This window comes from Bacillus thuringiensis (genome assembly GCF_001595725.1).
Classification (GTDB): Bacteria; Bacillota; Bacilli; order Bacillales; family Bacillaceae_G; genus Bacillus_A; species Bacillus_A thuringiensis_K.
In genome coordinates this window covers 359725-372957 of record NZ_CP014282.1, presented here as the reverse complement: position 1 = coordinate 372957, position 13233 = coordinate 359725, and the positions used below count along the sequence as shown (strand labels likewise).

Genomic DNA, 13233 nt, shown 5'->3' with positions numbered 1-13233 from the left:
TAGGCTCGACCTTTTCTTCTGCATATAAAAGAAAAAGCCAGCCCTTTCAACTAGCTTACGGACAATGGACAGATTTTACATGTTGAATATTTACATACATTTTCGCATCACGTGCTTTTAATATTTCAATATGCCCTTCATCAATCTTCGCCATCTTTCCGATCTTATTAGATTCCTCACCTAAATCGAACACCATGATTTTGCCAGACATTTTAATAAGTTGTTCTTCAAACGTTCGAGCTAACGTAATATTTAACGGATTTACGGGGAGTTCATTTTTATTGAGGTCATACGGCACTTGGTTTTCTTTATACGGAATTAACCATTTTAAATGTTTTAAAGATATATATACCGTTTTATAAACCGGACTATAAAAAACAATATAATCATTCATCACACTTGTAACATAACCATGTATTGGAGCACTTCCTGCTACATAAACTTCTGTAAAAATTCCTTTAGAAGTACTTAATACTTTTCTCAAAGAAATGGAAGGGGATTCTCTCTTAATTACAGAATCAACATCTGGTTTTAATATTTCTTCGTCATATGGTCTTAAAAATTTATAGTATTGTACATGATATAAAGATATATATACATAGTCTTGTCCATTGTAAAGAACAATGATATCATTTCCTACATCTATTAATACACCTTTAAACCTTTTTTCACCGATTAATTTAACATATATATTTTCTCCAATACTTTTGTTTAACTCATTCATCTATATCCTCCTTCCTATGAATTTCTTCTTACCTGTCTTCCATTTCTAAAAAAATAATCAGGGCAAAGTTCTGTTTTAATAGTAAGTAATTCCTTTTCATACTATCGAAATAAGAAATTGTTCTTCTCTTTCCCTCATAATGCCCCTCTTATTTATTAAACATTATTCATCTTCATTCTTTTTACATTTAACTACTTGGCTCACACTCTTAATATGAGACTTAATTACATAAATAACTTCATCACAGTTTACTAGTGTAATACAGTCATGGTGTACCTCACTTAATAAACCTTCCACACACTCTGGACCGCCACGATTAATTTTTACCCACTTATACTTCAAGTCTTTTAATATATCTAAAAAAGTATCCTCATCAGAGCAGAAACATGAACTATAGCAATCGCCACATTTACTTTCTTTCACTTTCTTAACTAGACTCTTCACATGTTTTAACTGGTAATACACTAATTCACCATGAGGTAATTGTAACGTTAGATAATCTTTGCCTAACGATACGAGCTCACCTACTCGACTTTCTGGTCCACGAAGGTTTACTTTTACAGTCTCACCAACTAAACATTTAATTTGGTCACAGCATAATACGTTCTCCAATTTTGTATCCCCCTTTCTTATTATCTTCCTCTACTTGATTGTCTTTGGGCACGAGCGCGACCTGAATTATTGCTACTACTTTCTTTACTGCTACTATCGTCGCTCTCATCGCTCTCTCCGCATGCTAATGCATTATAGTTAACGCTTTTAATATGCTTTATTGCAATTAATATAACTTCTTCTTTTGCAATTACTGTCACAAAGTCACAAGAAACATCTTGTAAAATGCCTTCCACTTTCTCTGGACCACCGCGATTAATTTTCACCCAGCAATATTTGAAAGTTTGCAGTAGTGCTTCAAAGTCTTCTGCACATTCGCAATCTTCCCATTCGCAATCACTTGATCCACAGTCTTTCGCATTTTTTGTAATACTTTTTAGATGACTAAGTTGATAGTAATACAGTTCACCTTTTTCATTCTGCAATACGAAGTAGTCCGGACATACTGATATTATTGTTCCTTTTTGAGATTCTGGACCACCCCTGTTTACTCTCACAAAAGATCCAATTAAGTCTTTCAAAAAATCACAATGAAATATACTCACGAGAAAACCCCTTCCATTAATTTATAAGCTTTTGCACTGATAGTATATGTATCTGTACAGGTTACGTTCTCTATGTTTGTCCTAGCTAGAAAAAAATATGCTTTTAACATGGTAGACTACTACCTATCAAAATTTGAAGAAAGGCTAAGAACTCCTTATATTTTTGATATCTTCAAACAAAAAATCCCTTATGAAGATACATTTCTGCATATCTTCATAAGGGATTTCCCATAGTTTAATCTTCGTCTTTAACATCCATATCTTCTGGAATTGGTTCGTTCAATATTTCTTCCACTAATTGCTTATATTTCTCCATTTGTTCTAAATGTGTATTAAATTGTTCTTTATTTACTAAATATTGCTCTCCATCGAATAGCGCACGAATTTTCTTTTGCTGAATTAACTCTTCAATATACGATTTTGGTAAATTCAAATACTCCGCAGTCTCTTCTACTGTTATATACAATGCGTTCATTCCTTTATTATTTTTTCATCTATACTGTATCTTACTTTATTTTTGTAAACAAATAAAAAAGATTTTGTAAATGCAGTTCAAAAAGCAGGTAGATGCATTCCATATATTGTATAGTATTATATAGTAAGAATTTTTTAAATATAGAATGGTATTACCCATTTACACAAAGGAGAGTTAACATATGGCTACTCGTCACATCATTACAATGTTAGAAAAAACACTACAAGTTGAAACAGAAAACACAATTTCTCATTTGAATGTATCTTTATCTGATCGTTTTCTTTCTCAAAGCACAGCAATACATGAAAACAATTGTTATCATACAATTGGTGAATGGTACAAAAATCATTTCTTATTCCAACAAGATGATTTCCTTTGGGCTAAATATGCTTTCTATGACGCATATTGTGAAGCCATCAAAAAACAAGGTCATCTTACAAAACGTGTTCGCCAAATATTAGAATCATTAGCTCGAATGCATGGAAAACAGTATATTGCTTCTATACTAAATATGCCATTTCCTAATGAACGCGCTAAAGGGACAGCGTAATTTAGCCATGTTCTGCGTAAGCAAAACATAGCTAAATTGTTTTCTAGGATGCTTTACCAATAAAATGTTCATATGATATGAACTGATGAAACCGGTGTCATTATAATGATTGAAAATATAGTAAACAGGAAATCCCCCACGTACATCTCTCATCCATTTGAATAGAGAAGTATGTGGGGGTATACTTGTTCCTTATTATTTCATCATCTGCTTAATCAGTTCGCGATTTCTCTTCTTAAATACTTCATTATGAGAAGAAACCATTCCGTACTCACTTGCATCTGGTTGGATAAATTGCTTTGCTTTATTCACAGCATTTCCAGCATCTTGGAATGCACCTGCAATTAAGTGTAGTTTCCCTTCGTGCTTTAAAATATCTCCAGCAGCATATAATCCATCTACTGAAGACTCACTATTTGCATTACCTGCAATATAATAATTATCTATAATTGCAACGTCTAACTCACTATTTTCCAATAATGTAATGTCGCGTTCATATCCATGATTAATAATAACTTCATCAATAGGTAAATGAGAAATCTCACCTGTTTCATGATTTGTTAATTCTACATATTCGATCGCTTCATGATTATCACCAGCAATTAATTTTGTAATCGATGTATTAAAGAAACACTCCGCTGAGCTATTCATAAGTTGTTTTACTTGTGCTTCATGACCAGATAATTCTTCTTTTCTATACGTTACATACACTTTTTTCGCAATTGGTTCCAATTCATTTGCCCAATCAACAGCAGAATTGCCTCCACCGGAAATAATAACTGTTTTACCTTTGAAACGCTTTAAAGATTTAACTGTATAATTTAAATTCGATAGTTCAAATCGCTCAGCACCTTCAATAGATAACTTTTGCGGTTTCAATATACCACTTCCTGTTGCGACGATAACTGTTTTTGAAAAGTGTTCTTCCCCAGTACTTGTTTTTAATGTAAAAGTACCATCTTGATTACGAATAATTGATTCCACTTTTGTATCTAATACAACTTCTGGCTTAAATGTTAACCCTTGCTGTACAAGTTGTTCAATTAACTTATCACCTGTAACTGGCAATAGTCCTCCTACATCCCAAATCATTTTTTCCGGATACACATGTATTTTTCCACCTAAATGTGGTTGAAATTCTATTATTTTCGTTCTCATTTCTCTGAGTCCACTATAAAAAGCTGAATAAAGCCCTGCAGGTCCTCCACCTATCACGGTTACATCAAACAATTCTTCTCGATTCATTCGTGCTCACTCCTCAGCTACTAATCATTGATTATCATTCTCAATAAAATATAACCTGTTTCCGCAAAATTTACAATCAAAATTACTATTGACAATACACCTATATAAAATTATATTATTTAAAGAATCAATAGTGATAATCATTATCATTTTGTTAATAATTAGCAAATTTGAGATTACATCTTCTTTCATTAATATGGTTAATACTATATTATAAAATCTCATATTCAAGATTTTTAATAAATTATTTTGCTTTACCACTACTCTTTCAAAAAGATTACAGTTAAACAAATTATTGTATACACATACCATCTATGTTAAAGGAGAAAGACGATGAAAAAGTTATTTATTTCACTAACAGTTCTTTTCGTTCTTGTTATGAGCGCTTGTAGCAATAGCTCTACAGACAAAAAGAACGATGCAAAAGGTAGTAAATCAGAAAAAATTACATACCAATCTGAAAATGGTAAAGTAGAAGTTCCTGCAAATCCAAAACGCGTTGTTGTATTATCATCATTCGCTGGTAACGTAATGTCATTAGGTGTAAATCTTGTTGGGGTAGATTCATGGTCTAAACAAAACCCACGTTTTGATAGCAAACTTAAAGATGTTGCTGAAGTATCAGATGAAAATGTTGAAAAAATCGCTGAACTAAATCCAGATTTAATCATCGGTTTATCAAATATTAAAAATGTCGATAAGTTAAAGAAAATCGCTCCTACTGTAACATACACTTACGGAAAAGTTGATTACTTAACACAGCATTTAGAAATCGGTAAGTTATTAAACAAAGAAAAAGAAGCAAAAACTTGGGTTGATGACTTCAAGAAACGTGCACAAGAAGCTGGTAAAGAAATTAAAGCAAAAATCGGTGAAGATGCTACAGTTTCTGTTGTAGAAAACTTCAACAAACAGCTTTATGTATACGGCGAGAACTGGGGCCGCGGAACAGAAATTCTGTACCAAGAAATGAAATTAAAAATGCCTGAAAAAGTAAAAGAAAAAGCATTAAAAGAAGGTTATTACGCATTATCTACTGAGGTATTACCTGAATTTGCTGGTGATTACTTAATCGTAAGTAAAAATAAAGATACTGATAACTCATTCCAAGAGACAGAATCATATAAAAACATCCCAGCAGTAAAAAATAATCGCGTATATGAAGCAAACATGATGGAATTCTATTTCAATGATCCACTTACATTAGATTTCCAACTAGACTTCTTCAAGAAGAACTTTCTTGGTAAATAATACAAACATGAGGAATTCTTAATTTAAGAATTCCTCTTCCTTTATTCTATGAACAGAAAAGATGTGAAACGAATGACAAAAGATCATGAAAATCCACGTTCTATAGCTTTTACATACAAACTAATTTTAAGCTTAATTGCATTCTTTCTTATTTTTATCGTTGCAATGGTATTAGGTGCTGCAGATACTTCGATAAAAGATGTATGGTTAGCACTCACTTCCTCGGCTAAAGGAGACAAAATATCTATTATTCGAGAAATACGTTTACCACGTGAAGTTGCTGCTATTTTTGTAGGAGCTGGATTAGCCGTTTCTGGAGCAATTATGCAAGGATTAACACGAAATCCACTTGCAGATCCTGGATTATTAGGGCTATCTGGTGGAGCGAATGCTGCGCTTGCACTGACACTTGCTTTCAACCCTTCCATCAGCTATCTTTACTTAACATTAGCTTGCTTTATCGGTGCTGCAATTGGCGCAATTATGGTATTTGGAATTGGTATGGTAAAAAAAGGCGGCCTTTCTCCTCTTCGAATTGTATTAGCGGGCGCTGCAGTTTCCGCATTTCTACTTGCAATTTCAGAAGGAATCGGCATTTACTTTAAAATTTCACAAGATGTATCACTTTGGACTGCTGGGGGCGTAATTGGAACAACTTGGAGCCAATTAAAAATTATTATTCCAGTCATTTCAATTAGTATCTTTATCGCTATCTTACTAGCAAAAAAATTGACAGTTCTTAGTTTCAGTGAGGAAGTGGCTATTGGACTAGGTCAAAAAATTATTGTTATTAAAACTATTTTATTTATCATTATTATCTTACTTGCAGGTGCATCTGTAGCACTTGTTGGAAATATGGCATTTATCGGCTTAATGGTACCTCATATGGTACGCCCAATTGTCGGTCCAGATTACCGATTTGTTATACCAATGTCAGCAATTGCTGGAGCTTCCTTTATGCTACTTGCAGATACAATCGGACGTACTATTAACGCTCCATACGAAACACCAGTTGCGGCAATTGTCGCGATTGTAGGGTTACCATTCTTCCTATTCATTGTACGTAAAGGGGGAAAAACATTCTCATGATGCAATCTATTTTAAGAAAACAGCGTCTTATTATACTCGCTTTACTTATAATAATCATCACAACCATTGTAGTTGGAATGGGGCTTGGTTCAGCATCTTTATCTTATGATCGACTACTCCCAACCTTAATGGGGAAAGGGACTTTTAAAGAGGAGTTCGTTTTATACTCTTTAAGACTACCTAGAATCGTCATTACATTATTAGCTGGTATGGCTCTCGCTTTATCAGGGGCTATATTCCAAGGAATTACTCGAAATGATTTAGCTGAACCTGGTATTCTCGGAATCAACTCTGGGGCCGGTGTTGCTGTTGCTATTTTCTTTTTATACTTTCCAATAGATGTAGGTTCATTTCTTTACTTACTACCTGTAGTTGGATTTATCGGAGCATTTCTGACAGCTGTTCTAATTTACGTATTTTCATATAGTAAGTCAACTGGACTTCAGCCAATCCGATTAACATTAACCGGTATCGGTTTTGCATTTGCACTATCTGGAACGATGATTGTCCTTATCTCATCCGCAGATCGTATGAAAGTAGACTTTATTTCAAAATGGATTGCCGGAAATATTTGGGGAGATGACTGGATCTTTGTTTTAGCAATGCTCCCATGGTTAATCGTATTCATTCCATTTATTTTCTATAAAGCAAATCGATTAAACATTTTAGCATTAAACGAACCAGTCGCAATAGGCGTTGGAATTGAAATTGAAAAAGAACGCAGGTACTTATTAGTTGCAGCCGTTGCACTTGCAGCTGCAGCTGTTTCCGTAACAGGAGGAATTAGCTTTATCGGATTAATGGCTCCTCATATCGCGAAATCTTTAGTAGGTCCAAGACATCAAATCTTCATGCCTATCGCCCTTTTAATCGGCGGATGGCTATTATTATTAGCAGATACAATTGGACGAAATATCGTTGATCCTAATGGCATTCCAGCAGGTATTGTCGTTGCTTTAATTGGGGCTCCTTACTTTATGTATTTGTTGCTTAAGAAGGCGTAAAAAACACCCTCAAGATCTTTTCTTGAGGGTGTTTTCGTTTCATTCTACTGCTGCCCATACCCTTCAAACTTCTTCGCCAAATTCTCCATCTCATCTTCTGGCAATAGCTTCGGTTCTCCAACGCTTTTGGTTTGATAATAAATTTGAGCACAAAACTCAATCTCTTCTGCAACAGTAAACGCCATTTTTATATTATTTGCACCAGCAATTAAACCGTGATTTGCAAGTAGCACAGCACGACGATCAATCATGCCTTCAAAAGCAGCATCCGCTAATTGCTTCGTACCAAATGTTTCATACGGCGCACAGCGGACATTCGGACCTGCAAAAGCAATTAAATATGACACAGCAGGAAGCTCCCATCCTAATGACGCAATCGTCTTTGCGTAAGGAGAATGTGTATGCACAAGTGCATTTATATCTTCACGCTTCCTATAGTAAATAAGGTGCATATCTAATTCACTTGATGGTTTTCTCTCTCCTTCTACTACTTCACCATCTAGGTTTAATATAACTACATCTTCAGGCTTTGTTTCATAATACTCTAAACCACTTGGGCTAATCGCAACAAGACCTTGTTCACGATTGAAAATACTAATATTACCGCCTGTCCCCTTTGTTAAACCGCTAGAAATCATTTTCTTTCCGTATGCTACAATTTCTTCTCTTTCTTTTTGTAATAACATATACATCCCCCTAAGTATGAAGCTTATGATGACTGACTTTGTATCTATCTACTTACTAAAATAGCTTTTTTAAGTTTTCCGTAAATGGTGCCTTGACAATCCCTTTTTCTGTAATAATCGCTGTTACATTTTCATGTGGCGTAACATCAAATGCTGGATTATATACTTTACTTTCTTTCGGAGCAGAATATTGTCCGAAGCGATTAATCACTTCAGAACCATCTCTTTCCTCGATTGGGATTTCTTTTCCTGTCGGTGTTTTTAAATCAATTGTTGGTGTTGGTGCTGCTACATAAAACGGAATGTTGTAGTATTTCGCTAAAATAGATACGCCTAATGTGCCAATTTTATTTGCTACATCACCATTTGCTGCCACACGGTCGCATCCAACAATTACCGCATCAATCTTCCCTTGTGACATGACCATAGCTGCCATATTGTCCGTAATAACAGTAACATCAATGCCCGCTCGCTGCAGTTCTAATGCTGTTAACGTTGAACCTTGTAACCTAGGACGAGTTTCATCTGAATAGATTTTTAAGTCCCATCCTTTTTCTTTCGCTAAGTACATTGGAGCTGTCGCAGTACCATACTTAGTCGTCGCTAACGCACCAGCATTACAATGTGTTAATACTCCCATTCCATCATGGAATAACGTTAATGCATGTTCCCCGATTTGACGGTTAATTTCCTCATCTTCTCTATGAATTTCTTTTGCCTCTTCTAGTAATCTATCTTTCAACTGAGCAATTGATAAATGTAAGTTCTCCGCCGCGATTGCCTCCATTCTTTCAAGTGCCCAAAATAGATTTACTGCTGTCGGCCTTGATGTTGCCAAATATGCACACACCTTTTTGACTTCTGCTATAAAGTCTTCTATCGTACTTTGAGTAACTTCCTTAGCACCTAAATACACACCATACGCTGCCGAAACACCAATCGCTGGCGCTCCTCTTACTTTCATTACTTGAATGGCATCCCACACGCTTTCAGCTGTCTTGAAAGATTCATAGACAACCTCATTCGGTAATAATGTTTGATCTAACAAAACTAAAGAATCATCTTTCCACTGAATGGGTATTAATTGCTCTTCCATCATCTTCTCCCCTTACTTCGCGTAGTGCATTGACTGTTCTTTTAATGTTTCTACAAAACTTGTGCCCGTTCTATATTGATTCGCTCGTAAAATAAAACTCTTTGCTACTTGAAGACAAATTCGCTCCGCTCTAGCACGTGCTTCCTCATTCTCAATACAAGTAATATCTTTTACTTTCGCTAATCCAACAATACGGCGGATTAATTCCAGACCTGTCACTGCAGCTGTATCCTCTAATACAGATTGTAAATAGACTTCGTTAAAGCCTTCTTCTTTCGCCATAATCTCGGTCACATGAATATCCCAAGCATCTAAAAACTTCTTCTTAAATAAATCAATTACCTCTACCATCGTAGTTTGTAACCAATCCATATACGTATCTTTCTCAGCTCCAGATGGCATCGTTGCATCTGCATTCACCCAAGCAAACATTAAATTCGCCATTACATTCCCAACGTCATATCCCATAGGTCCATAAAAAGCAAACTCAGGATCAATAACCTTTGTAGAATCCTCTCTTACAAAAACAGAACCAGTATGTAAATCACCATGAATAAGCGCCTGTGCATTTGTCATAAAAGAAAATTTACGTTTCGCTACTTCCATACGAAGCTCTTTATCACTATAAATATGCTCCCTAATCCATCCTTCATTTAACGGAAACAGCTCATTACGCTTATTATGATTTGTAAATGGCTCAGCGTATACGAGGTCTTCTGTAATCTCACATAATTCAGGATTTATATAATTCTTCACAAGTTCCTTCTTCTCTTTATGATTCATTACAACATCCGATGTTAATAAAAGTGTATTTACCATAAAAGTAGTTAAGTCGTCAGCAAGCCGCGGAAATATTTGATGATTTATAAGTGCTGTACGTAATATTGTATGATCCGATAAATCTTCCATTACGCAACAATTCATCACACTATCAAATAAATACACCTTAGGAACAAGTCCAGGTGCTAACTCATCCTCTAACTGCAAAACATCTGATTCTATACGAATACGATTTGTCGACAACTTAAACTCATCTGAAATGCGCGCTGTATCCCCAGCTTGCTTTACGATGACAGACATGTTCTCTTTTTCATCCCAAACGCGGAACACATAATTTAAATTGCCATCACCTATTTCTTTACACTGTAACCCCTTTGCATGTTCAAACTTAGATAATTTCTCTTTCACATATGCAATCACATCGTTAGCTTCCATTAAAAAATACTTCGTGAACTTAGACATGGTTTCCCCTCCACACTAACTGTAAGCGTTTTCTAAAAGCTATAAAAAATAATAGGTTGAATTTTTTCATTCTATAAATATGTATTCTTCTTTTTGAAAGTTATATCTAGATTTTATTATATCTTGTTAGCACTTTGAGTCAATGTTTCTAACTATCATCGTAATATACTTCCTAATTATATATTTGAGATGACAAAAATTGTTCAAAAAATTTCCGATTCATTTTATTTTATTTATCACAAAATTCTTTGTAAAATAGAAGTAAGCAGTTCCTTTTCAAAACCACAACCTCTAAGAAATATTTCCTTCCTAAGAAATTAAACTTACACACTATCTCTAACATACACACTACTCTTTCAAACAATCATTGAAAATTTATAAACTTAAAGTTACCTTTCCATTCCCTGTTAGTCTTAATTGAGAATAAATATTAATTAAATTGGTATAAAGTTGGTTTATTCTCTTGACAAAATAACCACTTCTATATGATAATTAATATCGAATTAGAATTATTATAGTTAATTAAAAAATATATTTTATGAGCACACTATTTTTTGATGCTCAAAACCAACATTTAGGAGGAATTTTAACATGTTATTAATCGGCACAGAAGTAAAACCGTTTAAAGCTAATGCTTACCATAATGGAGAATTTATCCAAGTTACTGACGAAAGTTTAAAAGGAAAATGGAGTGTAGTTTGTTTCTACCCAGCTGACTTCACATTCGTTTGCCCAACTGAACTTGAAGACTTACAAAACCAATACGCAACTCTAAAAGACTTAGGCGTTGAAGTATACTCTGTATCTACAGACACTCACTTCACTCACAAAGCATGGCATGATAGCTCAGAAACTATCGGCAAAATCGAGTACATCATGATTGGTGACCCAACTCGCACAATCACTACAAACTTCAACGTTTTAATGGAAGAAGAAGGTCTTGCTGCTCGTGGTACATTCATCATCGATCCAGACGGCGTTATCCAATCTATGGAAATCAATGCTGACGGTATCGGCCGTGACGCAAGCATTCTTGTTAACAAAATTAAAGCTGCTCAATACGTACGTAACAACCCAGGTGAAGTTTGCCCAGCTAAATGGCAAGAGGGTTCTGCAACACTTAAACCAAGCCTTGACCTTGTAGGCAAAATCTAAGGAGTTCGATCAAAATGATACTAGATGCAGATATAAAAACACAACTATCCCAATACCTTCAGTTAATGGAGAACGATATTTTACTTAAAGTAAGCGCAGGAGATGATAACGTATCTAAAGATATGTTAGCTCTAGTAGACGAATTAGCTACTATGTCATCTAAGATTACAGTAGAAAAAGTTGAATTAGAGAGAACACCAAGCTTTAGCGTAAACCGCCCTGATGAAGACACTGGTGTCGTATTCGCTGGTATTCCATTAGGACACGAATTTACATCACTAGTGTTAGCTTTACTACAAGTAAGTGGACGCGCTCCAAAGATTGAACAAAAATTAATCGATCAAATTAAAAACATTCAAGGCGAATATCATTTTGAATCTTATATCAGCCTAAGTTGTCATAACTGTCCTGATGTTGTACAAGCTCTTAACGTAATGAGCGTTCTTAACTCTAGTATTACACATACTATGATTGATGGCGCTGCATTCAAAGAGGAAGTAGAAAGTAAAGACATCATGGCAGTACCAACTGTTTACCTAAACGGCGAATCTTTTGGAAGCGGTCGTATGACACTTGAAGAAATTTTAGCGAAAATGGGTAACGGTCCAGATGCATCAGAGCTTTCTGATAAAGATCCATACGATGTTCTTGTTGTTGGTGGCGGCCCTGCTGGTGCAAGTGCAGCAATTTACGCAGCACGTAAAGGCATCCGCACTGGTATCGTTGCTGAGCGCTTCGGTGGTCAAGTAATGGATACTATGGGCATTGAGAACTTCATCAGCGTAAAAAAGACTGAAGGTCCTAAGCTAGTAGCAAGCCTTGAAGAGCACGTAAAAGAATACGACATCGATGTAATGAATCTACAACGTGCGAAACGTTTAGAGAAAAAAGAACTTATTGAAGTGGAACTTGAAAACGGTGCTATTCTGAAAAGTAAGAGCGTAATCGTTTCTACAGGTGCTCGCTGGCGTAATGTTGGCGTACCAGGTGAAGCTGAGTTCAAAAATAAAGGTGTAGCATACTGCCCACACTGTGACGGTCCATTATTCACTGGCAAAGACGTAGCAGTTATCGGCGGTGGTAACTCTGGTATTGAAGCAGCTATCGACTTAGCAGGTATCGTTAAGCACGTAACTGTTCTTGAATTCATGCCAGAATTAAAAGCTGATGCTGTATTACAAGAGCGTCTTAACAGCTTACCAAACATAACTGTTCTGAAAAACGTTCAAACGAAAGAAATCACTGGTACTGATAAAGTAAACGGTATTTCTTACATCGATCGTGAAACTGAAGAAGTTCATCACGTTGAATTACAAGGTGTATTCGTACAAATCGGTCTTGTGCCAAACACAGACTGGTTAGGCGAAACAGTTGAACGCGTTCGCGGTGAAATCGTAACAGACAAGCACGGTGCTACAAACGTACCAGGAGTGTTTGCTGCAGGTGACTGTACAAATAATCCGTACAAACAAATTATCATCTCTATGGGTTCAGGTGCAAACGCAGCTTTAGGTGCATTTGATTACTTAATCCGTAACTAATAAAAAACAGGTGCCTTG

14 protein-coding genes are annotated in these 13233 nt (G+C 35.5%); 6 read left to right on the top strand and 8 right to left on the bottom strand.

Annotation, left to right across the window (positions count from 1 at the left end):
- Positions 1-55: 55 nt before the first annotated feature.
- The 4 genes from AXW78_RS01955 to AXW78_RS01940 all read right to left on the bottom strand — a co-directional run bounded on the left by AXW78_RS01955 (position 56) and on the right by AXW78_RS01940 (position 2356).
- Positions 56-724 carry an LSm family protein gene (locus tag AXW78_RS01955; RefSeq protein WP_001004269.1) on the bottom strand — a complete coding sequence of 223 codons (669 nt, stop codon included), beginning with the start codon at positions 722-724 and terminating at the stop codon, positions 56-58.
- 162 nt (positions 725-886) lie between these two features.
- A complete protein-coding gene (locus tag AXW78_RS01950; protein ID WP_000432506.1) occupies positions 887-1336 on the bottom strand; it encodes a PI-PLC domain-containing protein in 450 nt (149 codons plus the stop codon).
- 20 nt (positions 1337-1356) lie between these two features.
- Entirely contained in the window at positions 1357-1881 is a 525-nt protein-coding gene (locus tag AXW78_RS01945) for a hypothetical protein (RefSeq protein ID WP_000021529.1), read from the bottom strand.
- 235 nt (positions 1882-2116) lie between these two features.
- Positions 2117-2356, bottom strand: coding sequence for a helix-turn-helix domain-containing protein (locus AXW78_RS01940; RefSeq protein WP_001998970.1), 240 nt, complete (start codon positions 2354-2356; stop codon positions 2117-2119).
- A 181-nt stretch (positions 2357-2537) separates the two neighbouring features.
- On the opposite strand from AXW78_RS01940, the gene AXW78_RS01935 reads away from it, so the two are divergent.
- The gene (locus AXW78_RS01935; protein ID WP_000235475.1) at positions 2538-2906 is read left to right on the top strand and encodes a hypothetical protein; all 369 of its coding nucleotides are present in this window, start codon (positions 2538-2540) and stop codon (positions 2904-2906) included.
- 195 nt (positions 2907-3101) lie between these two features.
- Here the strand turns inward: AXW78_RS01935 and AXW78_RS01930 are convergent, their stop codons facing one another.
- Positions 3102-4151: an NAD(P)/FAD-dependent oxidoreductase gene (locus AXW78_RS01930; protein WP_061883733.1), complete on the bottom strand. Its 1050-nt coding sequence runs from the start codon at positions 4149-4151 to the stop codon at positions 3102-3104.
- 333 nt (positions 4152-4484) lie between these two features.
- Between AXW78_RS01930 and AXW78_RS01925 the strand changes: the two genes are divergently transcribed.
- Genes AXW78_RS01925 through AXW78_RS01915 form a run of 3 tightly spaced genes read left to right on the top strand, consistent with a single transcriptional unit; the run spans position 4485 to position 7495 of the window.
- Positions 4485-5402 carry an iron-hydroxamate ABC transporter substrate-binding protein gene (locus AXW78_RS01925; RefSeq protein ID WP_000732595.1) on the top strand — a complete coding sequence of 306 codons (918 nt, stop codon included), beginning with the start codon at positions 4485-4487 and terminating at the stop codon, positions 5400-5402.
- Between the two features lie 48 nt (positions 5403-5450).
- Positions 5451-6491, top strand: coding sequence for a FecCD family ABC transporter permease (locus AXW78_RS01920; protein WP_002163833.1), 1041 nt, complete (start codon positions 5451-5453; stop codon positions 6489-6491).
- Complete coding sequence (locus AXW78_RS01915; RefSeq protein ID WP_000983739.1) at positions 6488-7495, top strand: FecCD family ABC transporter permease; 1008 nt, start codon at positions 6488-6490, stop codon at positions 7493-7495. The genes AXW78_RS01920 and AXW78_RS01915 overlap by 4 nt, the downstream gene beginning before the upstream one ends.
- 44 nt (positions 7496-7539) lie before the next feature.
- Here AXW78_RS01915 and AXW78_RS01910 read toward each other — a convergent pair whose 3' ends face one another.
- From AXW78_RS01910 to mtnK, 3 genes are read right to left on the bottom strand one after another with little or no spacing between them, the layout of a single operon-like run.
- Entirely contained in the window at positions 7540-8181 is a 642-nt protein-coding gene (locus AXW78_RS01910) for an L-fuculose-phosphate aldolase (RefSeq protein WP_000926555.1), read from the bottom strand.
- 55 nt (positions 8182-8236) lie between these two features.
- Positions 8237-9277, bottom strand: a complete 1041-nt coding sequence (gene mtnA, locus AXW78_RS01905; RefSeq protein ID WP_000392498.1) for an S-methyl-5-thioribose-1-phosphate isomerase — start codon at positions 9275-9277, stop codon at positions 8237-8239.
- 12 nt (positions 9278-9289) lie between these two features.
- Positions 9290-10519, bottom strand: a complete 1230-nt coding sequence (mtnK, locus tag AXW78_RS01900; protein WP_046945091.1) for an S-methyl-5-thioribose kinase — start codon at positions 10517-10519, stop codon at positions 9290-9292.
- 591 nt (positions 10520-11110) lie between these two features.
- On the opposite strand from mtnK, the gene ahpC reads away from it, so the two are divergent.
- Together ahpC and ahpF are read left to right on the top strand one after the other, a co-directional pair.
- Positions 11111-11674, top strand: a complete 564-nt coding sequence (gene ahpC, locus AXW78_RS01895; protein WP_000924420.1) for an alkyl hydroperoxide reductase subunit C — start codon at positions 11111-11113, stop codon at positions 11672-11674.
- A gap of 14 nt (positions 11675-11688) precedes the next feature.
- Positions 11689-13215: an alkyl hydroperoxide reductase subunit F gene (gene ahpF / locus AXW78_RS01890; RefSeq protein ID WP_061883732.1), complete on the top strand. Its 1527-nt coding sequence runs from the start codon at positions 11689-11691 to the stop codon at positions 13213-13215.
- The last annotated feature ends 18 nt before the right edge of the window (positions 13216-13233 follow it).

Coding starts and splice junctions, on each gene's coding strand:
- AXW78_RS01955 (WP_001004269.1), bottom strand. CDS start 724: ATGAATGAGTTAAACAAAAGTATTGGAGAAAATATATATGTTAAATTA.
- AXW78_RS01940 (WP_001998970.1), bottom strand. CDS start 2,356: ATGAACGCATTGTATATAACAGTAGAAGAGACTGCGGAGTATTTGAAT.
- AXW78_RS01935 (WP_000235475.1), top strand. CDS start 2,538: ATGGCTACTCGTCACATCATTACAATGTTAGAAAAAACACTACAAGTT.
- AXW78_RS01930 (WP_061883733.1), bottom strand. CDS start 4,151: ATGAATCGAGAAGAATTGTTTGATGTAACCGTGATAGGTGGAGGACCT.
- AXW78_RS01925 (WP_000732595.1), top strand. CDS start 4,485: ATGAAAAAGTTATTTATTTCACTAACAGTTCTTTTCGTTCTTGTTATG.
- AXW78_RS01920 (WP_002163833.1), top strand. CDS start 5,451: ATGAACAGAAAAGATGTGAAACGAATGACAAAAGATCATGAAAATCCA.
- AXW78_RS01915 (WP_000983739.1), top strand. CDS start 6,488: ATGATGCAATCTATTTTAAGAAAACAGCGTCTTATTATACTCGCTTTA.
- AXW78_RS01910 (WP_000926555.1), bottom strand. CDS start 8,181: ATGTTATTACAAAAAGAAAGAGAAGAAATTGTAGCATACGGAAAGAAA.
- mtnA (WP_000392498.1), bottom strand. CDS start 9,277: ATGGAAGAGCAATTAATACCCATTCAGTGGAAAGATGATTCTTTAGTT.
- mtnK (WP_046945091.1), bottom strand. CDS start 10,519: ATGTCTAAGTTCACGAAGTATTTTTTAATGGAAGCTAACGATGTGATT.
- ahpC (WP_000924420.1), top strand. CDS start 11,111: ATGTTATTAATCGGCACAGAAGTAAAACCGTTTAAAGCTAATGCTTAC.
- ahpF (WP_061883732.1), top strand. CDS start 11,689: ATGATACTAGATGCAGATATAAAAACACAACTATCCCAATACCTTCAG.